Genomic DNA, 25,223 nt, shown 5'->3' with positions numbered 1-25,223 from the left:
ACATCCATGTCATCCACTTCCGACCGCCCTCCCCTCTACATCACGATGCACGAGCGCGACAACGTCGCGATCGTGGCCAACGACGGCGGCCTGCCCGCCGGCAGCGTCTTCCCTCGGGCCTGACCCTGCGCGAGAAGGTCCCTCAGGCCCACAAGGTCGCGCTGGTCGACATCCCCGAAGGCGGCGAGGTGCGCCGCTACAACGTCACCATCGGCTACGCGCTCAAGGACATCCCCGCCGGCAGCTGGGTGCACGAGCGCCTGCTGAAGATGCCCGCCGCGCGCGAGCTCGAAGGCCTGCCGATCTCCACTGTCAAACCACCGGAGATGCCGCCGCTGGAAGGCTTCACCTTCGAGGGCTATCGCAACCCGGACGGCTCGGTGGGCACCCGCAACATCCTCGCGATCACCCAGACCGTGCAGTGCGTGGCCGGGGTGACCGAGTTCGCCGTCGATCGCATCAAGAAGGAGCTGCTGCCCAGGTTCCCCAACGTCGATGACGTGGTGGCGCTGGAGCACACCTACGGCTGCGGCGTGGCCATCGACGCACCCGATGCGATCGTTCCGATTCGCACCCTGCGCAACATCAGCCTGAACCCCAACTTCAGCGGCGAGGTGATGGTGGTCAGCCTGGGCTGCGAGAAGCTCCAGCCCGAACGCCTGCTGCCGCCCGGCAGCATCCCGCTGGTCGACGAGCGCAACGTCGCCGACGTGGGCGACAGCGCCGAGAGCCGGCTCGACGTGGTCTGCCTGCAGGACGAGGCGCACGTGGGCTTCATGTCGATGATCGATTCGATCCTGCGGCAGGCCGAGGAGCACCTGGAACGCCTGAACGCCCGCCGGCGCGAAACCGTGCCCGCCAGCGAGCTCGTGGTCGGCGTGCAGTGCGGCGGCAGCGATGCCTTCTCCGGCGTCACCGCCAACCCGGCCGTGGGCTTCTGCACCGATCTGCTGGTGCGCGCGGGGGCCACGGTGATGTTCTCCGAAGTCACCGAGGTGCGCGACGGCATCGACCAGCTCACCTCGCGCGCGACCACGCCGGAGGTGGCCGAAGCCATGATCCGCGAGATGGCCTGGTACGACGCCTACCTGGACAAGGGCCGCGTGGACCGCAGCGCCAACACCACGCCGGGCAACAAGAAGGGCGGCCTCTCGAACATCGTGGAAAAGGCGATGGGCTCGATCGTCAAGTCCGGCAGTGCGCCGATCTCGGGCGTGATCTCGCCGGGCGAGAAGGTCAGGCAGAAGGGCCTGATCTACGCGGCGACGCCGGCGAGCGACTTCATCTGCGGCACGCTGCAGGTGGCCGCGGGCATCAACCTGCATGTGTTCACCACCGGGCGCGGAACGCCCTATGGCACTGGCCGAGGTGCCGGTGATCAAGGTCGCCACGCGCAGCGACCTCGCGCGGCGCTGGCACGACCTGATGGACGTGAACGCAGGCCGCATCGCCGATGGCGAAGCCACCCTCGAGGACGTGGGCTGGGAGCTGTTCCGCCTCATGCTCGACGTGGCCAGCGGCAGGAAGAAGACCTGGGCCGAGCAGTGGAAGCTGCACAACGCCCTCGTGCTGTTCAATCCGGCGCCGGTGACCTGAACCGGATTTCGATCGACAACAACGGAGACAAAGGCTTGAAGACGACCTTGCTGCGCGGCGTGGCCGCGATCTCGGCGGCGGCCACCCTCTCGCTCGGCCTGGCCGCACCGGCCGCGGCGGAGACGGGCTTCCCCAACCGCACCATCGAACTCTTGGTGCCCTGCCAGGACAACGCCTGCGACAAGGGCCCGATCACCAAGCTCAACATCAACCCCTGAGGCCGACCGGGAGACATGTCCATGCAACGACGCACCCTCATCCACACCGCGCTCGCTTCCCTGGCCGGCGCACTGCCCTCATTGCCTGCATTCGCGCAGTCCCAGTGGCCGACCGGCAAGACGATCACCTACCCGGTGCCCTTTCCCGCCGGCGGCACCACCGACGTGCTCGCGAGGCTGATCGGGCAGAAACTCGGCACCGCGCTCGGCACCACGGTGGTGGTGGACAACAAGGGCGGCGCGGGCGGCAGCATCGGTTCCGAGATTGCCTCGCGCGCCGCGCCCGATGGATTCACGCTGCTGGGCGGCACGATCAGCTCGCACGCGATCAACGTCAGCCTCTATCCGAGGATCGGCTACGACCCGCTGAAGTCCTTCGCGCCAGTCACGCTGATCGGCACCAATCCGGTGGTGCTGGTGGTCAACCACGCGAGCCCGTACAAGACGCTGAAAGACGTGCTCCAAGCCAGCAAAGCCAAGCCGGGCGGCCTGTCCTCGGCCTCGGCAGGCACCGGCACCTCGCAACATCTCGCGCTGGAACTGCTGGCCTACAGGTCCGGCGTGAAGTTCACGCACATTCCTTACAAGGGCAGCGGCCCGGCGATCCAGGACGTGATCGGTGGCCGGTGGACATGATGTTCGACACCACCGTCGTCGCGGGTCCGCACATCCAGAGTGGCAAGCTGCGCGCGATCGCAGTCACGTCGGCCAAGCGGCTGCCGTCGATGCCCGACGTGCCGACCGTTGCCGAATCCGGCGTTCCGGGCCTGGAGAACTTCGAGGTGCTGTCGTGGCAGGCGATCTTCGTGCCCGCCGGCACACCGGCACCGGTCATCGACCGGCTCCACAGCGAGATCCGAACCATCCTCGCGCAGCCCGACATGCAGGAGAAGCTGAAGAACTTCGGGATGCAGCCGGCCGACATGACGACCGCCGAGATCGCAGCCTTCCAGAGGGCCGAAGTCGAGAAGTGGGCGCAGGTCATCAAGGCTGCGAACATCAAGCCGGATTGACGCGGCGCGGGCCGCCCGTGGACGGCCCGGCCGGTTGCGGACCGGTCGATAGAATCGCGCACCGCTTTAGCCGAGAACACTCTTGTCCGATCGCCTTGCCGTTCTGCCGCAGTACCTGCTCCCCAAGCAGGCATTGACGTCCTTCGCCGGATGGGTCGCGGGCAAGGAGCGCGGCGCGGTGACCACCTGGATCATCCGGCGCTTCGTCGACAAGTACGGCGTGGACATGAGCGAGGCGCTGGCCAGCGACATCGCGAGCTACCGGAGTTTCAACGAGTTCTTCACACGCGCCCTCAAGCCCGGCATGCGGCCGATCGCCGATGCCGACCTCGTGGCGCCGGTGGACGGCGCGATCAGCCAGTTCGGCCCGATCGAAGGCGACCAGATCTTCCAGGCCAAGGGACACAGCTACTCGACCACCGCGCTGGTCGGCGGCGATGCGGCGCTCGCCGGGCGCTTCGAGCACGGCAGTTTCGCGACCCTCTACCTGAGTCCGCGGGACTACCACCGCATCCACATGCCGTGCGACGGCCGCCTGCTGCGCATGACCTACGTGCCCGGCGAGCTGTTCTCGGTGAACCCGGCGACGGCGCGCGGCGTGCCCGGGCTCTTCGCGCGCAACGAGCGCGTGGTGTGCGTCTTCGAGTCGGCGCGCGGACCGTTCGTGCTGGTGCTCGTGGGCGCAACCATCGTCGGCAGCATGGCGACGGTGTGGCACGGCGTCGTCAACCCGCCGCGCCCGGGCGAGATCCGCCAGTGGCGCTACGACGACCAGCAGGTCGCGCTCAAGAAGGGCGAGGAAATGGGCCGCTTCCTGCTCGGCTCGACGGTGGTCCTGCTGTTCCCTTCCCCGCCTGTGACCTTCAATCCGGACTGGGCCCCGGCGCGTCCCATCCGCCTCGGCGAAACGATGGCCAATTACGTAGCGTCTTGAACTCGCGAGCCCACAGCCCGCAGCCCGCCTGCCTTCTCAGCTATTAAAGTTGTAGCAATCGACCTTCTGGGCTATAGTCGCCGCCCGGCTCGTGGGGTCACGAGCCCGTCACAAGAAGAAAGTAGCCGCACCGGCTGCCGTGTGCCCGAGGAGTCTGATGTCGATGAGTGGCAAGGAAAACGCAGCGATCAGCCAGTTGCTCGCGTTGCTGGAAGCCCGCTACGCGCTGCGCGTCCTCTGGGCCTTGAGGGATGGACATGCCCAGACCTTCCGCCTGCTGCAGGACAGCGTCGGCGGCATCACCCCGAACACGCTCAACACCCGCATCAAGGAGCTGCGTGAAGCCGGCCTCGTCAGCCATGGCAACGAGGGATACAGCCTGACGCCGAGCGGGCAGGACCTGCTCAAGCGGCTCTCGGACCTGCAGGCCTTCGCCGCAAAATGGCAACAGGGCCAGGCCAGAAAGACGCCTGCGCCGGCACCATAGGACGGGCCGAGGGCGCCGCGGCCTGCAAGGCGGCCCCTCGCCCTCGTTAAACTGCGCGGTTTCCTCCCACTTCCCACAGGAGCGCACATGCCCACCACTCCCTCCGGCCTGCAGTACGAAGACACCACGCTCGGCGACGGCGCCGAAGCCGGGCCCGGCCACCACGTGCACGTGCACTACACCGGCTGGCTCTACAACGACGGCGTGCAAGGCGCCAAGTTCGACTCCAGCCGCGACCGCAACGACCCCTTCGCCTTCTCGCTCGGGGCCGGCCAGGTCATCAAGGGCTGGGACGAGGGCGTCGCCGGCATGAAGATCGGCGGCAAGCGCACCCTGATCATCCCGCCCTCGCTCGGCTACGGCGCGCGCGGCGCAGGCGGTGTGATCCCCCCAAACGCCACCCTCAAGTTCGACGTCGAGTTGCTGGACGCTCACTGACCAGCTCCCGGAACCGAGGAAATGCGCCGCTTCCGGCGCATTTTTTCTTGAAAACCCTGCGGCGGACCCCAGTTAGCTGCTTGTCGTTCGTTTTTCGTTGATTTCCGGCTTGGTTGCCGGCCTTTTGAGCATGTCAGACCCGCAAAACACCCAACCGAATCCCGACACCCTGCAAGGTGCGCCCAGCCCCGAAGAACTCGAGGCCGCCCAGGCAGCGAACGAAGCCGACGCGCTGGCTGCGGCCCGGGCCGAGATCGCTGCATTGCAGGCCAAGAACGCCGAACTCGCCGACCAGTACCTCCGCGCCCAGGCCGACGTGCAGAACGCCCGCCGCCGCGCCGATGAAGAAGTCAGCAAGGGCCGCAAGTTCGCCATCGAAGGCTTCGCCGAGAGCCTGCTGCCCGTGCTGGACAGCCTCGAAGCCGGCCTCGCAGCGCAGGACGCCACGGTCGAGCACCTGCGCGAAGGCACCGAAGCCACGCTGCGCCAGCTCAAGAGCGCGCTGGAGCGCAACAAGGTCATCGAGATCGCGCCACCGGCCGGCAGCAAGTTCGATCCGCACCTGCACCAAGCCATCTCGATGGTCCCGGCACCCGGCCAGGAATCCAACACCATCGTCGGGGTGCTGCAGAAGGGCTACACGATCGCAGACCGCATCCTGCGTCCGGCCCTCGTGACGGTCAGCAACCCGAGCTGAAACCAAACAAGAAATACACAGGAAAACCCCGCCTGATCACTTGAATCGCACAGGGTTATCCACAAGTTCACAACAACCTCATTTCAGATCCCCAGGAGCAACACATGGCCAAAATCATCGGCATCGACCTCGGCACCACGAACTCGTGCGTGGCGATCATGGAAGGCAACACCACGCGCGTGATCGAGAACTCCGAAGGCGCCCGTACGACGCCCTCGATCGTCGCGTATCAGGAAGACGGTGAAGTGCTGGTCGGCGCCTCGGCCAAGCGTCAGGCGGTCACGAACCCCAAGAACACCATCTATGCGGTCAAGCGCCTGATCGGCCGCAAGTTCGAAGAGAAGGAAGTCCAGAAGGACATCGACCTGATGCCCTACAGCATCACCAAGGCCGACAACGGCGACGCCTGGGTCGAAGTGCGCGGCAAGAAGCTCGCGCCGCCGCAGATCAGCGCCGAAATCCTGCGCAAGATGAAGAAGACCGCCGAAGATTATCTCGGCGAGACCGTGTCCGAAGCGGTGATCACCGTGCCGGCCTACTTCAACGACAGCCAGCGCCAGGCCACCAAGGACGCCGGCCGCATCGCGGGCCTGGACGTCAAGCGCATCATCAACGAACCGACCGCTGCCGCGCTGGCCTTCGGCCTCGACAAGCAGGACAAGGCCGACCGCAAGATCGCCGTGTATGACCTCGGCGGCGGCACGTTCGACATCTCGATCATCGAGATCGCCGACGTGGACGGCGAAAAGCAGTTCGAAGTGCTGTCGACCAACGGCGACACCTTCCTCGGCGGCGAAGACTTCGACCAGCGCGTGATCGACTACATCATTTCCGAGTTCAAGAAAGAACAGGGCGTCGACCTCTCCAAGGACGTGCTCGCGCTGCAGCGCCTGAAGGAAGCGGCCGAGAAGGCCAAGATCGAGCTGTCGAACAGCGCCGCGACCGACATCAACCTGCCCTACATCACGGCCGATGCCTCGGGTCCGAAGCACCTGAACATCAAGCTGACGCGCGCCAAGCTCGAAAGCCTGGTCGACGAACTGATCGAGCGCACCATCGCGCCCTGCCGCACCGCCATCAAGGATGCCGGCGTCAGCGTGTCCGATATCAGCGACGTGATCCTGGTCGGCGGCATGACCCGCATGCCCAAGGTGCAGGACAAGGTCAAGGAGTTCTTCGGCAAGGAGCCGCGCAAGGACGTGAACCCCGATGAGGCCGTGGCCGTCGGCGCCGCAATTCAAGGCCGGTGCTCTCCGGCGATCGCAAGGACGTGCTGCTGCTCGACGTGACCCCGCTGTCGCTCGGCATCGAGACCATGGGCGGCGTGATGACCAAGATGATCACGAAGAACACCACGATCCCGACGAAGTTCGCGCAGACCTTCTCGACCGCCGAGGACAACCAGCCGGCCGTGACCATCAAGGTGTTCCAGGGCGAGCGCGAGGTCGCCGCGGGCAACAAGCTGCTCGGCGAATTCAACCTCGAAGGCATTCCGCCGGCATCGCGCGGCACGCCGCAGATCGAGGTGAGCTTCGACATCGACGCCAACGGCATCCTGCACGTCGGCGCCAAGGACAAGGGCACCGGCAAGGAAAACAAGATCACCATCAAGGCGAACTCGGGCCTGTCGGAAGACGAGATCCAGAAGATGGTGAAGGACGCCGAACTGAACGCGGCCGAGGACAAGAAGAAGGTCGAACTCGCCCAGGCCCGCAACCAGGGCGAAGCCATGGTCCACAGCGTGAAGAAGTCGCTGGGCGAACACGGCGCGAGCCTGGACGCCGGCGAGAAGGAAAAGATCGAAGCCGCGATCAAGGAAGTCGAGGAAGTCGTCAAGGGCGAGGACAAGTCCGCGATCGAGGAAAAGACCAACGCGCTGATGGCCGCCAGCCAGAAGCTCGGCGAGAAGATGTACGCGGATGCACAGGCTGCCGCAGGCGCGGCCGGTGCCGCGGCTGGTGCCGGCCCGGAAGCTGCAAGTGCTCCGGCCGACGACAACGTGGTCGACGCCGAAGTGAAGGAAGTCAAGAAGGGTTGATTCGCTCGCCCTGGCACGAGGCTGGGTCACCCGAAGGTGATCCAGCCTTTTCCGCTTCCTGAACCTGCCTCCTGACGACCCGCCTCATCATGGCCACCAAACGCGACTACTACGAAACCCTCGGCGTTCCGAAGAACGCAAGCGAGGAGGAAATCAAAAGGCTTATCGCAAGCTCGCGATGAAGCACCACCCCGACCGCAACCACGGGGATTCCAGCAAGGAAGCCGAGGCCAAGTTCAAGGAGGTCAAGGAAGCCTACGAAATGCTCTCCGATGGGCAGAAGCGGGCAGCCTACGACCAGTACGGCCACGCGGGCGTCGACCCCAACATGCGCGGCCCGGGTGCGGAAGGCTTCGGCGGCTTCGCGGAAGCCTTCGGCGACATCTTCGGCGACGTCTTCGGTGGACGCAGCGGCGCGCGTGGCGGCCGTCAGGTCTACCGCGGCAGCGACCTGAGCTACGCGATGGAAGTCACCCTCGAGGAAGCCGCGGAGGGCAAGGACGCCCAGATCCGCATCCCGAGCTGGGACGATTGCGACACCTGCAAGGGCACCGGTGCCAAGCCGGGCACCAAGCCGATCACCTGCACCACCTGCCACGGCCAGGGCGCGGTCCAGATGCGCCAGGGCTTCTTCAGCGTGCAGCAGACCTGCCCGACCTGCCATGGTTCGGGCAAGATCATTCCGGAACCGTGCACGACCTGCCACGGCCAGGGAAAGATCAAGAACAACAAGACGCTGGAAGTGAAGATCCCGGCCGGCATCGACGACGGCATGCGCATCCGCAGCAGCGGCAACGGCGAACCGGGCACCAACGGCGGGCCGCCGGGGGATCTCTATATAGAGATCCGCCTCAAGAAGCACGAAGTCTTCGAGCGCGACGGCGACGACCTGCACTGCGTGGTGCCGGTCAGCATCACGACCGCGGCGCTCGGCGGCGAGATCAGCGTGCCGACGCTCAAAGGGCCGGCGGCGATCGACATTCCCGACGGCACGCAGAGCGGCAAGCAGTTCCGCCTGCGCGGCAAGGGCATCAAGGGCGTGCGCTCGAGCTACCCCGGCGACCTGTACTGCCACGTGCGCGTAGAAACGCCGGTCAAGCTCACCGAGCACCAGCGCAAGCTGCTGAAGGAACTCGACGAGTCGCTCAAGAAGGGCGGCGACAAGCACAGCCCGACCGACAAGGGCTGGTTCGACAAGGCCAAGGAATTCTTCAGCTGATTTCGAAGCCGCCCTGCGCGCGCAGGGCGCGCGAGGTCGGACCGCACAGCAGTGCAACGAAGCGCTGGGCGAGCGCCGGATTGCTCGCGGTCGCGCTCACTGCGGCCGTGTAGACCGTCGAGAGTTCGAAAGCCTCCGGCAAGGGCCCGGCCAGCGTGATGCCGGGCGTGTACTTGATTTCGGTGATCTGGGTACAGCCGATCGCACCGCGGCGCGATTCGGCCGCCAGTTCGCGCATGGCGGTGGCGCCGTTCGGAAAGGTGCGAAGCCGCGCCGCGACGTCGTTGGCAATGCCCAGCTTCCCAAGCACCGACGCGAAATGGATGCCGGCGGTCGAACGTTCGGCATCGGGAAAGTAGATCGCGCTCGCGGCGAGCAGGCTGTCCCTCAACGCCTCGGGCGTGGAGATCGCAGGCACCGGATCGCCCGCCCGGACCGCGATGCCCGTGCGCACGCGGCCGAGCGGAGCCTCCGAATCGACAATCAGCCGTCTTTCGTTCTGCAGTTCGGCCACCATGGGGGCGGTGACGACCATCACGTCGCACGGCTCGCCGGCCAGCAGGGCCTCCTTCATCGCGCCCACTGCGCCGAAGCGCCCCTCGACCTTTGCGCCGGTCAGCTCCAGGAAGACGCCCTGCAATGCCTTGACCAGGCCCTGGGCGGCGCCCGCACAAAGAATGTTCATTGGTCAGCCTTCGCGCCGGAAATCTTGACGATGCGCGCCCACTTGGCGATGTCGTCGTTCATGTAACGGGTGAAATCGGCCACGCCCATCGTCATCGGCGTCGCACCCTGCGCCTTCCAGGCGCGGACCACGTCCGGGTTCGATGTGATCTTGACCACTTCGGCGTTGAGGCGCTGGACGATCGCGGGCGGCGTGCCCTTCGGCGCCATCAGGCCCAGCCAGATCGTGGCCTCGTACTTGGGCACGCCGGCCTCGTCGACCGTCGGCACGTCCGGCATCACGGCCGAGCGCGCGAGGCCGGTGGTCGCCATGGCCTTCACCCTGCCGGCGCGGGCGTGCTCGACCATGGTCGGCACCGCGTCGAACATCATGTCGACCTGGCCGCCGAGCACGTCGGTGCGCGCGCCCGCGCTGCCGCGATACGGGATGTGCAGGATCGACACGCCCGCCATCGCCTTGAAGAGCTCGCCGGCCATGTGGTAGGGCGTTCCGGGGCCGGACGAGGCGTAGCTCAGCGCGCCAGGGTGCGACTTCGCCATCGCGATGAGCTGCCCCAGGTCATTGACCGGCAGGCCGCTGCGCGTGACGAGCACCAGATCGGAATAGTTGATCGCCGCGACCGGCGTGAAGTCGCGCATGAGCTGATAGGGCTTGTTCGGGATCAGCGACTCGTTGACCGTGTGCGCGTTGGACATCAGCAGGAGCGTGTAGCCGTCCGGCGGACTCTTGGCAGCGGCATCGGTACCGATCACCGAACCGGCACCGGGCCGGTTGTCCACCACGAAGCCCTGGCCCAGCGCCTCCTGCAGCCGGTTGGCGACGAAACGCGCGTACACGTCGGCCGGTCCACCCGCCGCAAACGGCACGACGACGCGCACCGGACGGGTTGGATAGTCCTGCGCCACCGCCCATGGGGCGGCCACCACCAGTGTCGCGGCCATCCAGGCGCGGACCGCCGGCCGCGCACGCTGAGCCCAATGCATCATTCCTGTTGTCTCCGAACTTCGGGTGGGTAGAGCCGCCCCGATTGGTTTTTATTGGTATCCAATTCCGCCAATTGGCAAACCAATATAGCGAGCCCCTGCGCGGGGGTCAATGCGAGGCCGGGTTAGCCCGCAAGCGAATGTGTCGCGGGCGCCGATTCAGTAGCCGAGCAGATTGCGGCGCACGTGGACCAGATGCCCGAGGCAAAGCTCGGCGGCCCGCGTGCCGTCGCGGTCCTTCAGCGCCGCCACGAGGTCGCGATGCTCCCGCTGATATTCCACCCGACGCTCCGGCGTGGCGCTGCGGCGCTTGAGCATGCCCCATTCGCTTTGCGCCCGAACCTCGTTCATGCGCTGGAACACGGCAGAGATGAAGCTGTTGTGCGCGGCATCGGCGATCGCTTCGTGCAGCCTGCCGTCCCACAGCTCGAACTCCTCGATGGTGGCGGCCGCCTCGCCCTTGTCGCAGCACTGGTCCATCCTGTCGAAATCCGCCGCCGTCGCGTTGCCGACCACCATGGCGATGATCGCGGGCTCCAGCACGAGGCGCGCACTCATGAGTTCCGCCGGACTGGTGGCGAGCGGCGACTCGCCGCTGCTGATGTCCGCCAGCGCACGGCCGACGTCGTGGCTGACGTAGGTGCCGCTGCCGACGGTCTGCGTGATCAGGCCCCGGGTCTTCAGGTCGCCGAGCACCCGCCGCACCGTCGAGCGACTGAGGCCGAACTGCCCGCACAGCTCGCGCTCGGTGGGCAGCCGGTACCCGGCACGCCAGGCGCGCGACTTCAGGTTCTCGAGGATCGCTTCCCGCAGGGTCAGGGCACTGTGCACGATGACGGAAGAAGATGGGTTGGTGGGGCGCATCGATCGTATCAACCTCGATGCAGGGGCCGGGCTCTATTGTGCGCTTGGTATCTGATTGGTAGCATTTGGTCGCCAAACAGGAGTTCACTTTGCGCATTGCCACCTATCAGTATCAAGGCCACCGCCAAGTCGGCCTCGTCTCGGCCGACGGCCAGACGGTGTCGCCATTCCAGATCGAAGCATCGCGCACCCGCCGTGGTGCACTCTCGCTCATCGAGGCACAGGCCGCCGGCGAATCGCTGCCTGTCACCGGGCAGGCCGTGCCGCTCAGCGTCGTCCGGCTCGAAGCGCCACTGCCCCTGCAGCGCCGCAACATCTTCTGCGTGGGACGCAACTACCACGCGCATGCCAAGGAGCTGTCGGGTTCCGTCTTCAGGAACAGCGCCGCCAAGATCGATTCATGGCCGATCGTCTTCACCAAGGTGCCCGAATGCGTGATCGGCCCGAACGACGAGGTGCACCTGCCCGGCGAGGCGATCTCGGCGCAAATCGACTACGAGGCCGAGCTCGCCGTCGTGATCGGCAAGCCGGGCCGCAACCTCACGCGCGAAGACGCCATGTCGCACGTGTTCGGCTACACCATCGTCAACGACGTGACCGCCCGCGACGTGCAGATGCGGCACCAGCAGTGGGATCTGGGCAAGTCCTTCGACACCTTCTGCCCGATGGGTCCGTGGATCGTCACCGCCGACGAACTCGACGGCACGAGCACCCGCGTCCGCTGCTGGGTCAACGGCGAACCCCGGCAAGACGGCCATACCACCGACCTGATCTTCGACATCCCGACGCTGATCGAAACCTGCTCGCGCGGCATCACGCTGAAGGCCGGCGACGTGATCGCGACCGGCACGCCGGCCGGCGTCGGCATGGGCCTCACGCCACCGCAGTACCTCAAGCCAGGTGACGTGGTCCGCATCGAGATCGACGGCCTGGGCGTGCTGGAAAACCGGTTCGTCTGAACCTCGCCTCAATCACGACAAGACGGAGACAACACCCATGAACGCATCACGACGCACGCTGCTGCAGGCCGCGCTGCTCGCGGCCGCGGGCTGCGCCGCGGCGCCCGGCGCACTGGCCCAGACCAACTGGCCCGAAAAGCCGATCACGATGGTCGTTCCCTTCCCGCCGGGCGGCGTCGCCGACACGGTGGCGCGGCCGGTGGCCGAGGCCCTGTCGCGCGAACTCAGGCAGCCCGTGGTCGTCGACAACAAGGCGGGTGCCGGCGGCGCGGTCGGGATCGGTTTCGTCGCCCGGGCCCCCGCGGATGGTTACACCGTGCTGCTGAGCCTGTCATCGATCTCGATCCTTCCCGAAGCCGACGCCATCCTCGCGCGCAAGCCGGCTTATCAGATGAACCAGTTCAAGCCGATCGCACGTTTCACCGCCGATCCGACCGTGCTGGTAGTGCGTGCCGACGCACCGTGGAAGACGCTGGCGGAGTTCATCGCCGATGCGCGCACCAAGCCGGGCACCTACAACTACGGCAGCTCCGGCAACTATGGAACCATGCACGTGCCGATGGAGATGCTGAAGAACGCCGCCGGCTTTCGCATGACGCACATTCCATACACCGGCGCTGGGCCGGCGGTGATGGCGCTGCTCGCCGGCCAGGTGGACGCGGTGGCAAGCGGCCCGGCCACCGTGGTGCAGCAGATCAATGCCGGCAAGCTGCGCGCGCTGGCGCACTGGGGCGACCAGCCGCTCGCCGCGCTGCCGGGCGTGCCCAGTCTGCAGCAGGCCGGCTACGACGTGAAGTTCGCGCAGTGGTCGGGACTCTTCGTGCCGGCGGGGACGCCGGACGAGGTGATCCGCAAGCTCAGGGCCGCCTCCGCCAAGGTTGCGGCGGACCCGACCGTGGCACAGGTGATCGAGAAGGCAGGCAGCCCGCTGGCCTACCTCGATGCGCCCGCGTTCCAGGCCTACTGGAACGCGGATGCGAACACCATGACCGAAGCGGTCCGGAAGATCGGCAAGGTCGAGTGAGCGCGATGCGCGGCAGCGGCTCGGACCGGAAAGAAAAAAGCGGCCCATCGGCCGCTTTTTTTGTATCGCGCCGCTGTTTGTGAATATGCAGAGCGATTGTCGCGCGATTCACGTTTATTCGTATGCCGCCGACACGCATCGCGCGTTCTATTAGCAATAGAGCATCGGGAAATATGGAGCACACGATGAATCTCGACACCGGCCGCGCCTCTGCGCACACAACGATGGCCACACCCAGACCATCGTCCGCGTCGAGCTTGCTCAATGACTTCGCGATGCCACCAACTTTTGCGCTGAACTTTCGTTCTTCGTGTGGTTCTTATCCCAAAAGCAATTTGCTCGACGCCCTGTTTGTTCTATGCTGAGAGCCAAGTTCCTGCTTGAGGAGTGAATCCGAAGCGTGCACACATCACCTGGCACCATTCCTGCGAACGATGCAACGTGTGCAGCACGGAAACTCCGGGCAGCGCCCCGCTGACTCGATGGAGGTGTCTATGGATGTCATCAGTAACTTCGCGGCTCGTTACGAACGCACGCGCGAAGAGGTCCTGTCCTTGCAGGAGTATCTGGAACTCTGCAAGCGGGAGCCACTGGCTTACGCGACCGCGGCCGAGCGCATGCTCAAGGCCATCGGTGAGCCGGAGCTGGTGGATACGCGCAACAACCCCCGCCTGTCGCGCATCTTTGCCAACAAGGTCATCAAGATCTATCCCGCGTTCCGCGAGTTCTACGGCATGGAAGACGCCATCGAACAGGTGGTTTCGTACTTCCGCCACGGCGCCCAGGGACTCGAAGAAAAGAAGCAGATCCTCTATCTGCTCGGCCCCGTGGGCGGCGGCAAGAGTTCGATCGCCGAGCGCCTCAAGCAGCTCATGGAGCACGTGCCCTTCTATTCGATCAAGGGCTCGCCGGTGAATGAATCGCCGCTTGGTCTCTTCGACGCGGCGGAAGACGGCGAGATCCTGGAGAAAGAGTACGGCATCCCGCGCCGCTACCTGCAGCGCATCCTGTCGCCCTGGGCCGTGAAGCGGCTCGAGGAGTACGGCGGCGACATCCGCCAGTTCCAGGTCGTCAAGCGCTATCCCTCGGTGCTCCGGCAGATCGCGGTCGCGAAAACCGAGCCCGGCGACGAGAACAACCAGGACATCTCCTCGCTGGTCGGCAAGATCGACATCCGCAAGCTCGAGGACTATGCGCAGGACGACCCGGACGCCTACGCCTACTCCGGCGGCCTGTGCCTCGCGAACCAGGGTCTGCTCGAGTTCGTCGAAATGTTCAAGGCGCCGATCAAGGTGCTGCACCCGCTGCTGACCGCTACGCAGGAAGGCAACTTCAAGGGCACCGAAGGCTTTGGTGCGATTCCGTTCGACGGCATCGTTCTCGCGCACAGCAACGAGAGCGAGTGGAAGACCTTCCGCAACAACAAGAACAACGAGGCCTTCCTCGACCGGATCTACATCGTCAAGGTGCCCTACTGCCTGCGCGTCTCGGAAGAGATCAAGATCTACGAGAAGCTGGTGCGGAACTCCTCGCTGTCGCAAGCCCCCTGCGCGCCCGGCACGCTGCGCATGATGGCGCAGTTCTCGGTGCTCACGCGCCTGAAAGAACCCGAGAACTCCAGCATCTTCAGCAAGATGCAGGTCTACGACGGCGACAACCTGAAGGACACCGACCCGAAGGCGAAGTCCATCCAGGAGTACCGCGACTACGCGGGTGTCGACGAGGGCATGAGCGGCGTTTCCACGCGCTTCGCGTTCAAGATCATCTCGAAGGTCTTCAACTTCGACAGCAGCGAGATCGCGGCCAATCCGGTGCACCTGATGTACGTGCTTGAACAGCAGATCGAGCGCGAGCAGTTCGCGCCCGAATCCGAGCAGAAGTACCTGTCCTACATCAAGGAGCTGATCGCCCCGCGCTATGCGGAGTTCATCGGCAAGGAGATCCAGACCGCGTACCTCGAGAGCTACTCGGAGTACGGCCAGAACATCTTCGACCGCTACGTCACCTACGCCGACTACTGGATCCAGGACCAGGAGTACCGCGACCAGGACACCGGCGAGGTGTTCGACCGCAGCTCGCTCAACGCCGAGCTCGAAAAGATCGAGAAGCCCGCGGGCATCAGCAACCCCAAGGACTTCCGCAACGAGATCGTCAACTTCGTGCTGCGCGCACGCGCCGGCAATGCAGGCAAGAACCCGCTGTGGACGAGCTACGAGAAGCTGCGCACCGTGATCGAGAAGAAGATGTTCTCGAACACCGAAGAGCTGCTGCCCGTCATCAGCTTCAACGCCAAGAGCAGTGCCGACGAGCTCAAAAAGCACGAGGATTTCGTCAATCGCATGGTGCAGAAGGGCTACACCGCCAAACAGGTGCGCCTGCTGTGCGAGTGGTATCTACGCGTACGCAAGAGCTCATGATGAGCGAGTGAAGGAGGTCCGGCCGTGGCCATGCTGCAGCAGATCATCGACCGCCGGTTGTCAGGAAAGAACAAGTCCATCGGCAACCGCGAGCGTTTCCTGCGGCGCTATCGCGAGCAGATCGGGGAGGCCGTTCGCCGCGCGGTCAGTGGCCGGGGCATTCGCGATCTCGAGCAGGGCGAGGACATCACGCTGCCCAAGCGCGATGTCTCCGAGCCGGTTTTCGGTCACGGCCAGGGTGGCGACCGCGAATACGTGCACCCCGGCAACCGCGAATACGTCAAGGGCGATCGCATCGAAAGGCCGCAGGGCGGCGGCGCCGGTTCGGGCAGCGGCTCGCAGGCCGGCGATGGCGAAGGCGGCGAGGACGACTTCGTCTTCCGCCTGACCAAGGAAGAGTTCATGCGGGTCTTCTTCGAGGACCTGGCCCTGCCCCACCTCATCCGCACGCAACTCGCAGAAGTCCCCGAGTGGAAGAGCCACCGCGCCGGCTTCACCAGCGACGGCACGCCGGCGAACCTGCATGTGGTGCGTTCGATGCGCGGTGCACTGGCGCGGCGCATTGCCTTGGGTGGCGACTCGCGCAAGGAGATCCGCGAACTCGAAGCGCACCTGGTGCACCTGCAGCGCAGCCCGCGCGCGACCGACGCGATGGTGCAGCGCGAGATTCGCGAGACGGAAGCCAAGCTCGAGGAACTGCGCGCCAAGGCCCGCCGCATCCCCTACCTCGACCCGATCGACCTGCGCTACCGCAATCGCGTGAAGGTGCCGGTGCCCTCTGCCAAGGCGGTGATGTTCTGCCTCATGGACGTCTCGGGGTCCATGGACGAAGCCCGCAAGGACATGTCCAAGCGCTTCTTCATGCTCCTCTATCTCTTCCTGACGAAGCACTACGAGAAGATCGAACTCGTCTTTATCCGCCACCACACGCAGGCCGCCGAAGTGACGGAAGAGGAGTTCTTCCACGCCACCGAGACCGGTGGCACCGTGGTGTCGAGCGCGCTCACGCTGATGCTCGACATCATCCGCGCCCGCTACCCGAGCACGGACTGGAACATCTACGGTGCGCAGGCCAGCGACGGCGACAACTGGCACCAGGACAGCGGCCGTTGCCGCGAGCTTCTGGCCGACCACCTGCTGCCGCTGGTGCGTTATTACGCCTATGTACAGGTGGCCGAGGCCGAGCAGAACATGTGGGAGGAATACACCCAGCTGCTCGAATCGCACAAGAACTTCGCGATGCGCAAGGTGTCGGAAGCGGAGGACATCTACCCGGTGTTCCGGGACCTGTTCAAGAAAGAGAGAGGAACGGTGTGAACGAAAAGACCCGGACACCCCTTCCCAGCCCGTCCGACTGGACTTTCGAACTAATCGAGCAGTACCACGGCGAGATCGCCCGGGTGGCGAAGGGCTACAAGCTGGACACTTACGCCAACCAGCTCGAGATCATCACCGCCGAGCAGATGATGGACGCCTACGCCTCGGTGGGCATGCCCGTCATCTACCGCCACTGGTCGTACGGCAAGCAGTTCATTCAGACCGAGAAGAACTACCGCCGCGGCCACATGGGGCTGGCTTACGAGATCGTCATCAACTCCGATCCCTGCATCGCCTACCTCATGGAAGAGAACACCATGGCGATGCAGGCGCTGGTCATCGCGCACGCCGCCTACGGCCACAACAGCTTCTTCAAGGGCAACTACCTCTTCAAGATGTGGACGGATGCGTCGTCCATCATCGACTACCTCGTCTACGCGCGAAACTACATCAGCGAATGCGAGGAGCGCCACGGCGTTTCGGCGGTCGAGGATCTGCTCGACTCCTGCCATGCGCTCATGAACCACGGCGTCGACCGTTACCGCCGGCCGCAGAAGCTGTCGCTCAGCCAAGAGCAGGCACGCCGCGAGGAGCGCGAGCACCATCTGCAGCAGCAGGTCAACGACCTCTGGCGCACCCTGCCCAAGCGCACCCGCAGCGCCGAGGAAGAGGAAGCCGCCAAGCGCTTCCCGTCGGAGCCGCAGGAGAACCTGCTCTACTTCATCGAAAAAAATGCACCATTGTTGGAACCGTGGCAACGCGAAGTGGTGCGTATCGTGCGCAAAATCGGGCAGTACTTCTACCCGCAGCGGCAGACGCAGGTGATGAACGAGGGCTGGGCCACCTTCTGGCACTACACGCTGCTCAACACGCTGTACGACGAAGGCCTGCTGGCAGACGGCTTCATGATGGAGTGGCTGCAGTCGCACACCAACGTCGTCTTCCAGCCGCCGATCGGGCACCGCGCCTACAGCGGCATCAATCCCTATGCGCTGGGATTTGCGATGTACACCGACCTGCGCCGCATCTGTGAAAAGCCGACGGAGGAGGACAAGCGCTGGTTCCCCGACCTCGCCGGCTCCGACTGGCTGACCTCGCTCGACTACGCGATGCGCAATTTCAAGGACGAGAGTTTCATCGGTCAATTTCTTTCACCGAAGCTGATGCGCGATTTCCGCTTTTTTGCCATCAGCGACAAAGAGAGCGAATCCGAGCTCGAAGTCTCCGCCATCCATGACGACAGCGGCTATAAGCAATTGCGCGAAGCGCTGTCGCGGCAGTACGACCTCAACCACCGCGAGCCCAACATCCAGGTGTGGAGCGTCAACCTGCGCGGCGACCGCGCGCTGACGCTGCGCCACACGCAGCACAACAACCGGCCGCTGCACGACGATTCGCAGGAAGTGCTCAAGCACGTCGCGCGGCTGTGGGGTTTCGACGTGCATCTCGAAAGCGTCGACAGCCAGGGGCGCATCAGCCACCGCAAGGTGGCCGGCCCGCAGACCACGTAGCACGGCGGGTACGGCTCAGCGCGGCAGCTTGAGCTTCGCGCGGGCGACCAGGGCCGTTTCGCGCGCGTGGCAACCCTCGATGTGGTCGTTGACCAGCCCCATCGCCTGCATGAAGGCATAGACGGTGGTCGGTCCGACGAAGCTCCAGCCCCGCTTCTTCAGGTCCTTGGACATCGCCACCGATTCGGGCGAAGTGGTCATGGCTCGCAACGCCTCGTGCGTGATCCGCCCAGGCCGCGATGCCGGGTCCGGCTCGTAGCGCCACGCATAGGCGGCGAGGGAACCGACTTCGTCACGCAGTTCGAGCACGCGCCTCGCGTTGTTGATGACCGATTCGATCTTGCCCCGGTGCCGCACGATGCCGGCGTCGGCCAGCAGGCGCTCGATGTCCTTTGCACCGAAACGCGCCACCTTCTCGGCATCGAACTGCGCAAAGCCCTGCCGGAAGGCCTCACGCTTGTTCAGGATGGTGAGCCAGCTGAGCCCGGCCTGAAAGCCTTCGAGGCAAAGCTTCTCGAAAAGCCGGCGGTCATCCGTGACCGGGAATCCCCATTCGCTGTCGTGATAGGCCTGGTAGGCCGGTGTCGACTCGCACCAGCGGCACCGCAAGGTGCCATCGGCGGCCTCGAAAAGCCCGGCTTGCGCACCCATCAGCCGGCGTCGCTCACGCGGACCAGCGCCTCGATCGCGAGCGGATAGCCCTTCACCCCGAAGCCGACGATGATCCCGCGCGCCGCCGGCGAGATGTAGGAGTGATGCCGGAATTCCTCGCGCGCATGCACGTTGGAGATGTGCAGTTCAACGAGCGGAACGCTGGCGCCCTTGATCGCGTCGTGCAGCGCGATCGAGGTGTGGGTGTAGGCGCCCGGATTCATCACCACGCCGAGCATTCGGCCGGCTGCGACCTCGCGGCCCGCCTCGTGGATCCAGTCGATCAGCATGCCCTCGTGGTTGGACTGGCGGCATTCGATCTCCACGCCGAGCTTCGTGCCGGCTTCGGCGCACATGCGCTCGACGTCGGCGAGGGTCTCCCAGCCGTACTGCGCGGGTTCGCGCGTGCCGAGGAGGTTGAGGTTGGGGCCGTTGAGAACGAGGATCTTTTTCATGGACGCTTTTTATCAGGTGTCGCCCCCCGTCACCACCGGGGAGGCCGATCCGGAGTACAAAGCAACGCATGCCACCGAAGAACGCCGTTCTCGACCGCCTCCAGGGACCACTGCGCCTCGGCTTGGGCGGCGCGCCGCTGGGCAACCTGTACGCCGCACTCAGCGACGACGCGGCGCTGCGGACGATCGAAGCGGCCTGGCGGCTCGGCGTGCGCTATTTCGACACCGCGCCGCTCTACGGTCACGGGCTCAGCGAGGTGCGGCTCGGCCGCTTCCTGCAGGTCCAGCCGCGCGAGAGTTTCGTGCTCTCGACGAAGGTCGGCCGGCTGCTGAGCCCCGACCCGCACCCGCCCGCCGAGCGCGACGGCTACGTGCAGGGCCTGCCCTTCGCGCCACGCTTCGACTACAGCTTCGACGGCGCGCTGCGCTCGATCGAGGAGAGCCTGCAAAGGCTGGGGATCGACCGCATCGACATCGCCTTCATCCACGACATCGACCGGCATACGCATGGCGATGCGCAGCCGGCGCGGTTCCGCGAAGCCATGGACGGTGCCTACCGCGCGCTGCACCGGTTGCGGGGCGAAGGCGTGCTCGGCGCGATCGGCATCGGCGTCAATGAATGGCAAGCCTGCTGCGATGCCTTGGGCGAAGGCGATTTCGACTGCCTGATGCTCGCCGGCCGCTACACGCTGCTCGACACCTCCGCAGCGGCCGAACTGGTGCCGATGTGCATCGCGAAGGGCGCAAGGCTCGTCCTCGCGGGTGTCTTCAATTCGGGCATCCTCGCGAGCGCCACCGGCGTTGCGGCCGACGCGCGCTTCGACTACCAGCCGGCGGACCAGCAGATCCGCGACAGGACCGCGCACATCGCGCGCATCTGCAACGAGTTCGACGTGGCGCTCCCGGCCGCCGCCCTGCAGTTCGCGCTGGCCTGCCCCTGCGCCGCAGCGGTGGTGGTCGGCGCCCGCAGCGCCGCCGAGATCGCGCAGAACGTCGCGCATCGCGACGCGCCGATCCCCACCGCGCTGTGGGAGGCACTCGAAGTCGAAGGGGTGCTGCCCGCCGGCCTGCCACCGGGGAGCTGGCCATGAGCGTGGTGCGGGTCGATGCTCATCAGCATTACTGGTCGCTGGTGCACAGCGACTATGGCTGGCTGCGGAATACGCCCGAGCTGCGCGCCCTCTATCGCGACTTTGCGCCGGAAGATCTGGCGCCGCTGCTGGACGACGCCGGCATCGACGCCACGGTGCTGGTCCAGGCTGCGCCGTCGGAAGCCGAAACCGCGCGCCTGCTCGGCATCGCGGCCGATCCGGCAAGCCGCGTCCGGGCGGTGGTCGGCTGGACCGACCTCGCGGCCGACGACGCGCCGCGACGCATCAGCCGCCTCGCGCAGGAGCCGTTGCTGAAAGGCCTGCGCCCCATGCTGCAGGACCTGCCGGACCCGGAATGGATTCTCGACACGCGCCTCGAACCCGCGATCCGGACCATGACCGAGTCGGGCCTTTGCCTCGATCTGCTGGTCAAGCCGCACCAGATCGACGCCGCGACGAAGTTCGCCTTGCGTCACCCGTTTCTGCCGATGGTGATCGACCACGCGGCCAAGCCGGACATCGCGCACGGCCGGTTCGAGCCGTGGGCGGGCCTCATCGCGACGTTTGCGCAATCCACCCGTGTGAGCTGCAAGCTGTCGGGGCTTGCGAGCGAGGCCGGCGCCGACTGGGACGCCGCCACGCTGCGGCCTTACGTCGATCACCTCATCCGCCATTTTGGCCCCGCGCGCCTCATGTGGGGCAGCGACTGGCCGGTGCTCAACCTCGCGGGCAGCTACGGCCGATGGCACGCCGCCTCGATCGAATTGCTGGCCGGCCTTTCTCCTCTCGAACAGGATCAGATTCTGGGTACGAACGCAGCAACCTTCTATGGCATAAAGTGACGCACGGGGCTGCGTCGGCCCCGCATCCAATCCCTCACTTCCGCCATGAAAACCAAAGCCGCCGTCGCCTGGAAATCCGCCTCGCCCCTGACCATCGAAACCGTCGATCTCGAAGGTCCGCGTTTCGGCGAGGTGCTGGTCGAGATCAAGGCCACAGGCATCTGCCACACCGACTACTACACCCTCTCGGGCGCCGACCCCGAAGGCATCTTCCCCGCGATCCTCGGCCATGAAGGCGCCGGCATCGTGGTCGACGTCGGCCCGGGCGTGACCACGCTCAAGAAGGGCGACCATGTCATCCCCTCTACACGCCCGAGTGCCGGCAGTGCAAGTTCTGCCTCTCGCGCAAGACCAACCTCTGTCAGCTCATCCGCGGCACGCAGGGCAAAGGGCTGATGCCCGACGGCACCAGCCGCTTCAGCATCGACGGCAAGCCCATCTTCCACTACATGGGCACGAGCACCTTCAGCAACTACACGGTGGCGCCCGAAATTTCGCTCGCCAAAATCCGCGAGGACGCGCCCTTCGACAAGGTCTGCTACATCGGCTGCGGCGTGACCACCGGCATCGGCGCCGTGATCTTCACGGCCAAGGTGGAAGCCGGCGCGAACGTGGTCGTCTTCGGCCTCGGCGGCATCGGCCTGAACGTGATCCAGGGCGCGAAGATGGTCGGCGCCGACAAGATCATCGGCGTGGACATCAACCCGGCGCGCGAGGCCATGGCCCGCAAGTTCGGCATGACACACTTCCTGAACCCGAAGGAGCACGCGAACATCGTCGATGCGATCGTGCAACTGACCGATGGCGGTGCCGACTACAGCTTCGAGTGCATCGGCAACACGCAGGTGATGCGCCAGGCGCTCGAATGCACGCACAAGGGCTGGGGCCGCAGCATCATCATCGGCGTCGCGGAAGCCGGCGCCGAGATCAGCACCCGTCCGTTCCAGCTCGTCACCGGCCGCAAGTGGGAGGGCTCGGCCTTCGGCGGGGCGCGCGGACGCACCGACGTGCCGAAGATCGTCGACTGGTACATGGAGAACAAGATCAACATCGACGACCTGATCACCCACACCATGCCGCTGGAGAACATCAACGAAGGCTTCGACCTGATGAAGCGCGGCGAGTCGATCCGCGGCGTCGTCATCTACTGACCACCGCCGTGACGCGCATGGACCCCTCAACTGAAAACATGACAGACAGTCTGACGACGCTTTCCGAGCACCGCTGCTTTGGCGGCACTCAACGTTTCCACGAACACGACTCGCGCGAGATCGGATTGCCGATGCGCTTTTCGGTATTCCTGCCGCCACAGGCCGACCGCGGCCCGGTGCCCGCGGTGATGTACCTCGCGGGCCTGACCTGCAACGAAGAGACCTTCATGATCAAGGCCGGCGCGCAGCGCGTTGCCGCCGAACTGGGCCTCGCGCTCATCGCGCCCGACACCAGTCCGCGCGGCCCCGCAGCCGAAGCCATCGAGGGCGCAACGGCGAGCTGGGATTTCGGCATCGGCGCCGGCTTCTACCTCGATGCCACCGCCCAGCCGTGGGCAGACCACTGGCGCATGGAAAGCTGGATCGTCAACGAACTGCTGCCACTGATCGCGCGCAGCATGCCGATCGACGGCAAGCGCATCGGCATCTTCGGCCATTCGATGGGCGGGCACGGCGCGCTGACGCTGGCGCTCCGGCACCCCGGCCGGTTCCGCTCGCTGTCGGCGCTGGCGCCGATCTGCGCGCCGACGCAGTGCCCCTGGGGCCAGAAGGCGTTCGCCGGCTACCTCGGGCGCGACGACGAAACCTGGCTTGCGCACGACGCCTGCGCGCTGATGCAGTCGCAGACCGCGCCGCCCTATCCCGCGGGCATCCTCGTCGACCAGGGGCTGGCCGACAAATTCCTGGCCGAGCAATTGCGTCCGAAGCTGCTCGAAGCCGCCTGCCGCGCCGCGGGCCAGCCGCTCACGCTGCGGCGGCACGAGGGCTACGACCACGGCTATTACTTCATCCAGAGCTTCATCGCAGACCACCTCGCGCATCACGCAAGGACTTTGCTCGGCACGAAATGAGGGGGCCGCCGGGCTGAGCCGACCGGCTCAGCACCACGCCCGAACCTGCGCGACGAGCTGCGGGATCGGCGCGGTCGCATCCACCGCCAGCACGCCCGGCTCGCCGGCCGGCGACTCCAGCGTCGCGAACTGGTTGGCGACGAGGCTCGCTGGAAACATGTGGACCGCCGCCCGCTCGGCAACGCGCCGCTCGGCCTCTTCGCGCGACAGCGCCATGAAGACGAAGCGCAGCCCGGGCCGCGCGGCACGCAGGCGTTCGCGGTAGTCTCGCTTGAGCGCCGAGCAGGTCAGGACCGCGCCCGCCTCATGCCCGGCGAGTTCGCGGCCGAGCCGGTCGAGCCAGCCGGCGCGGTCGTCGTCGGTCAGTGGGATTCCGGCGCGCATCTTGCGGACGCTCTCGGGGGCATGGAAGTCATCTCCCTCGATCAGCGGCAGGGCCAGATCGCGCGCGAGCGCCGCGCCGAGGCTGGACTTGCCGCACCCCGAAACGCCCATGACCACCAGCCAAAGGGCGACATCTGCTTCGGGTGCGTGGGGCTGATGCATCGTCGGCATTGTCTTTCGATCTCTGCCGATCCTGGCGATCTTTAGAACAGGCTGCCCTGCCCCGCAGCGCCGGGCGGCCGGAACGCCCCGATATCCAGCGGGGTGCGGTCGTTGCAGAAACCGAGGCGCTTCGTCGCTTTCTCGAAACGCTGGCGGATCAGCTCGGCCCAGACGCCGCTGCCTTTCATGCGCGTCGCGAAATCGGCGTCGTAGTCCTTGCCGCCGCGCATCTCGCGGATGCGCTCCATGATGCGGCCCGCGCGCTGCGGGTAATGCAGCTCGAGCCATTGCCTGAAGAGCGGCGCGACCTCCCACGGGAGGCGGATCACGGTGTAGAAGGCGCTGCGGGCCCCGGCGTCCCAGGCGGCTTCGAGCACCTGCTCCATGTCTTCGTTGACGAAGGGGATCTGCGGCCCCACGCTGACGCCGACCGGCACACCCGCCTCGGCCAGCGTGCGCAGCGTCCGCAGCCGGCGGTGCGGCGCAGCCGCACGCGGTTCGAGCTTGCGCGCGAGCTCGCCGTCGAGCGTGGTGATGGTGACGTACACCGCGGCGAGATGCTCCGCCGCCATCGGCGCGATCAGGTCGAGGTCGTGCTCCACCGCGCTGGACTTGGTGATGATGCCGAAGGGATGTCGCGCTTCCCTGAGCACCTCGATCACCGATCGCGTGAGGCGCAACTCACGCTCGATCGGCTGGTAGCAGTCGGTCGCGGTGCCGATGATGATGGGGCTCGGCCTGTAGCTCTTGCGCGCCAGCTCGGCCCGAAGCAGCTCGGCGACGTTGCGCTTGGCGATCAACCTGGTCTCGAAATCAAGCCCCGGCGAGAGATTGAGGTAGCTGTGGGTCGGGCGCGCGAAGCAATAGACGCATCCGTGTTCGCAGCCACGATACGGGTTCAGCGAGGTGTCGAAGGTGATATCGGGCGAGTCGTTGTGGCTGAGCACCGACTTGGCATCTTCGAAGCGGACCTCGGTGGCAAGGGGCGGAAGCCCATCGGCTTCGGCATCGCCTTCCTCGAGCGTACCCCAGCCGTCATCGAAGGCATTGCGCGTGTCGCGCTCGAAGCGGTGCGCGAGCCGCGTGGCGGCACCGCGGCCCTTGAGCGCGTGAATGGGGATGAAAGCATCGGACATGGCGATGGCCTGAAATACTGGATGAATTTACAGTATTTCA

The 25,223-nt window shown here is 65.8% G+C and carries 21 protein-coding genes and 5 pseudogenes; 19 read left to right on the top strand and 7 right to left on the bottom strand.

Going from position 1 to position 25,223, the window contains the following annotated elements; translation table 11 throughout:
* Positions 1 to 6 precede the first annotated feature (6 nt).
* The 9 genes and pseudogenes from garD to dnaJ all read left to right on the top strand — a co-directional run bounded on the left by garD (position 7) and on the right by dnaJ (position 8,640).
* Positions 7 to 1,596, top strand: a pseudogene (garD, locus tag ACQ858_RS05245) (galactarate dehydratase).
* Positions 1,597 to 1,631: 35 nt separating this feature from the next.
* The gene (locus ACQ858_RS05240; RefSeq protein WP_431275719.1) at positions 1,632 to 1,814 is read left to right on the top strand and encodes a hypothetical protein; all 183 of its coding nucleotides are present in this window, start codon (positions 1,632 to 1,634) and stop codon (positions 1,812 to 1,814) included.
* A 21-nt stretch (positions 1,815 to 1,835) separates the two neighbouring features.
* Positions 1,836 to 2,827 (top strand): annotated as a pseudogene (locus ACQ858_RS05235) (Bug family tripartite tricarboxylate transporter substrate binding protein).
* Between the two features lie 82 nt (positions 2,828 to 2,909).
* Positions 2,910 to 3,761 (top strand): archaetidylserine decarboxylase, encoded by an 852-nt coding sequence (asd, locus tag ACQ858_RS05230; protein WP_431275718.1) that lies wholly within the window; start codon positions 2,910 to 2,912, stop codon positions 3,759 to 3,761.
* A 163-nt stretch (positions 3,762 to 3,924) separates the two neighbouring features.
* The gene (locus tag ACQ858_RS05225) at positions 3,925 to 4,248 is read left to right on the top strand and encodes a winged helix-turn-helix transcriptional regulator (RefSeq protein WP_431275717.1); all 324 of its coding nucleotides are present in this window, start codon (positions 3,925 to 3,927) and stop codon (positions 4,246 to 4,248) included.
* An 87-nt stretch (positions 4,249 to 4,335) separates the two neighbouring features.
* Positions 4,336 to 4,686 carry an FKBP-type peptidyl-prolyl cis-trans isomerase gene (locus ACQ858_RS05220; protein ID WP_431275716.1) on the top strand — a complete coding sequence of 117 codons (351 nt, stop codon included), beginning with the start codon at positions 4,336 to 4,338 and terminating at the stop codon, positions 4,684 to 4,686.
* 130 nt (positions 4,687 to 4,816) lie between these two features.
* A complete protein-coding gene (gene grpE, locus ACQ858_RS05215; RefSeq protein ID WP_431275715.1) occupies positions 4,817 to 5,383 on the top strand; it encodes a nucleotide exchange factor GrpE in 567 nt (188 codons plus the stop codon).
* 104 nt (positions 5,384 to 5,487) lie between these two features.
* A pseudogene (gene dnaK / locus ACQ858_RS05210) lies at positions 5,488 to 7,421 on the top strand (molecular chaperone DnaK).
* An 89-nt stretch (positions 7,422 to 7,510) separates the two neighbouring features.
* Positions 7,511 to 8,640 (top strand): annotated as a pseudogene (gene dnaJ, locus ACQ858_RS05205) (molecular chaperone DnaJ).
* Here dnaJ and ACQ858_RS05200 read toward each other — a convergent pair.
* From ACQ858_RS05200 to ACQ858_RS05190, 3 genes are all read right to left on the bottom strand, one after another.
* Positions 8,633 to 9,325, bottom strand: a complete 693-nt coding sequence (locus tag ACQ858_RS05200; protein ID WP_431275714.1) for a molybdate ABC transporter substrate-binding protein — start codon at positions 9,323 to 9,325, stop codon at positions 8,633 to 8,635. The pseudogene dnaJ and the gene ACQ858_RS05200 sit on opposite strands and share 8 nt — an antisense overlap.
* Positions 9,322 to 10,311 (bottom strand): tripartite tricarboxylate transporter substrate binding protein, encoded by a 990-nt coding sequence (locus ACQ858_RS05195; RefSeq protein WP_431275713.1) that lies wholly within the window; start codon positions 10,309 to 10,311, stop codon positions 9,322 to 9,324. Before ACQ858_RS05195 ends, ACQ858_RS05200 begins: the two co-directional genes overlap by 4 nt.
* A 156-nt stretch (positions 10,312 to 10,467) precedes the next feature.
* Positions 10,468 to 11,139, bottom strand: coding sequence for a FadR/GntR family transcriptional regulator (locus tag ACQ858_RS05190; protein ID WP_431275712.1), 672 nt, complete (start codon positions 11,137 to 11,139; stop codon positions 10,468 to 10,470).
* A gap of 122 nt (positions 11,140 to 11,261) precedes the next feature.
* Here ACQ858_RS05190 and ACQ858_RS05185 point away from each other — a divergent pair, with 122 nt between their 5' ends.
* The 6 genes from ACQ858_RS05185 (at position 11,262) to ACQ858_RS05160 (ending at position 18,400) form a co-directional block, all read left to right on the top strand.
* Complete coding sequence (locus ACQ858_RS05185) at positions 11,262 to 12,131, top strand: fumarylacetoacetate hydrolase family protein (RefSeq protein WP_431275711.1); 870 nt, start codon at positions 11,262 to 11,264, stop codon at positions 12,129 to 12,131.
* 37 nt (positions 12,132 to 12,168) lie between these two features.
* Complete coding sequence (locus tag ACQ858_RS05180) at positions 12,169 to 13,155, top strand: tripartite tricarboxylate transporter substrate binding protein (RefSeq protein WP_431275710.1); 987 nt, start codon at positions 12,169 to 12,171, stop codon at positions 13,153 to 13,155.
* 185 nt (positions 13,156 to 13,340) lie between these two features.
* Entirely contained in the window at positions 13,341 to 13,520 is a 180-nt protein-coding gene (locus tag ACQ858_RS05175) for a hypothetical protein (RefSeq protein ID WP_431275709.1), read from the top strand.
* A gap of 129 nt (positions 13,521 to 13,649) precedes the next feature.
* On the top strand, positions 13,650 to 15,572 hold the full coding sequence (locus ACQ858_RS05170) for a PrkA family serine protein kinase (RefSeq protein WP_431275708.1): 1,923 nt from the start codon (positions 13,650 to 13,652) through the stop codon (positions 15,570 to 15,572).
* 30 nt (positions 15,573 to 15,602) lie between these two features.
* Positions 15,603 to 16,889 carry a YeaH/YhbH family protein gene (locus ACQ858_RS05165; protein WP_431276794.1) on the top strand — a complete coding sequence of 429 codons (1,287 nt, stop codon included), beginning with the start codon at positions 15,603 to 15,605 and terminating at the stop codon, positions 16,887 to 16,889.
* Positions 16,793 to 18,400 carry a SpoVR family protein gene (locus ACQ858_RS05160; protein WP_431276793.1) on the top strand — a complete coding sequence of 536 codons (1,608 nt, stop codon included), beginning with the start codon at positions 16,793 to 16,795 and terminating at the stop codon, positions 18,398 to 18,400. The genes ACQ858_RS05165 and ACQ858_RS05160 overlap by 97 nt, the downstream gene beginning before the upstream one ends.
* 15 nt (positions 18,401 to 18,415) lie before the next feature.
* On the opposite strand, the gene ACQ858_RS05155 is transcribed toward ACQ858_RS05160, so the two are convergent.
* Positions 18,416 to 19,051 carry a DNA-3-methyladenine glycosylase I gene (locus ACQ858_RS05155; protein ID WP_431275707.1) on the bottom strand — a complete coding sequence of 212 codons (636 nt, stop codon included), beginning with the start codon at positions 19,049 to 19,051 and terminating at the stop codon, positions 18,416 to 18,418.
* Positions 19,051 to 19,506: a type II 3-dehydroquinate dehydratase gene (gene aroQ / locus ACQ858_RS05150; protein WP_431275706.1), complete on the bottom strand. Its 456-nt coding sequence runs from the start codon at positions 19,504 to 19,506 to the stop codon at positions 19,051 to 19,053. Before aroQ ends, ACQ858_RS05155 begins: the two co-directional genes overlap by 1 nt.
* 68 nt (positions 19,507 to 19,574) lie before the next feature.
* On the opposite strand from aroQ, the gene ACQ858_RS05145 reads away from it, so the two are divergent.
* The 4 genes and pseudogenes from ACQ858_RS05145 (at position 19,575) to fghA (ending at position 23,501) form a co-directional block, all read left to right on the top strand.
* Complete coding sequence (locus tag ACQ858_RS05145) at positions 19,575 to 20,597, top strand: aldo/keto reductase (RefSeq protein WP_431275705.1); 1,023 nt, start codon at positions 19,575 to 19,577, stop codon at positions 20,595 to 20,597.
* Between the two features lie 5 nt (positions 20,598 to 20,602).
* Positions 20,603 to 21,439 carry an amidohydrolase family protein gene (locus tag ACQ858_RS05140; RefSeq protein WP_431276792.1) on the top strand — a complete coding sequence of 279 codons (837 nt, stop codon included), beginning with the start codon at positions 20,603 to 20,605 and terminating at the stop codon, positions 21,437 to 21,439.
* Positions 21,440 to 21,484: 45 nt separating this feature from the next.
* Positions 21,485 to 22,590, top strand: a pseudogene (locus tag ACQ858_RS05135) (S-(hydroxymethyl)glutathione dehydrogenase/class III alcohol dehydrogenase).
* 38 nt (positions 22,591 to 22,628) lie between these two features.
* The gene (gene fghA / locus ACQ858_RS05130; protein WP_431275704.1) at positions 22,629 to 23,501 is read left to right on the top strand and encodes an S-formylglutathione hydrolase; all 873 of its coding nucleotides are present in this window, start codon (positions 22,629 to 22,631) and stop codon (positions 23,499 to 23,501) included.
* Positions 23,502 to 23,528: 27 nt separating this feature from the next.
* Here fghA and ACQ858_RS05125 read toward each other — a convergent pair whose 3' ends face one another.
* A complete protein-coding gene (locus tag ACQ858_RS05125) occupies positions 23,529 to 24,047 on the bottom strand; it encodes a gluconokinase (RefSeq protein ID WP_431275703.1) in 519 nt (172 codons plus the stop codon).
* 41 nt (positions 24,048 to 24,088) lie between these two features.
* Positions 24,089 to 25,183, bottom strand: a complete 1,095-nt coding sequence (locus ACQ858_RS05120) for a PA0069 family radical SAM protein (protein WP_431275702.1) — start codon at positions 25,181 to 25,183, stop codon at positions 24,089 to 24,091.
* Positions 25,184 to 25,223: the final 40 nt, after the last annotated feature.

Source organism: Variovorax ureilyticus, assembly GCF_050632185.1.
In the GTDB taxonomy this organism is placed as follows: Bacteria; Pseudomonadota; Gammaproteobacteria; order Burkholderiales; family Burkholderiaceae_C; genus Variovorax; species Variovorax ureilyticus_A.
The sequence above is the reverse complement of the archived record's forward strand: the minus strand, read 5'-3'. Positions and strand labels throughout refer to the sequence as shown.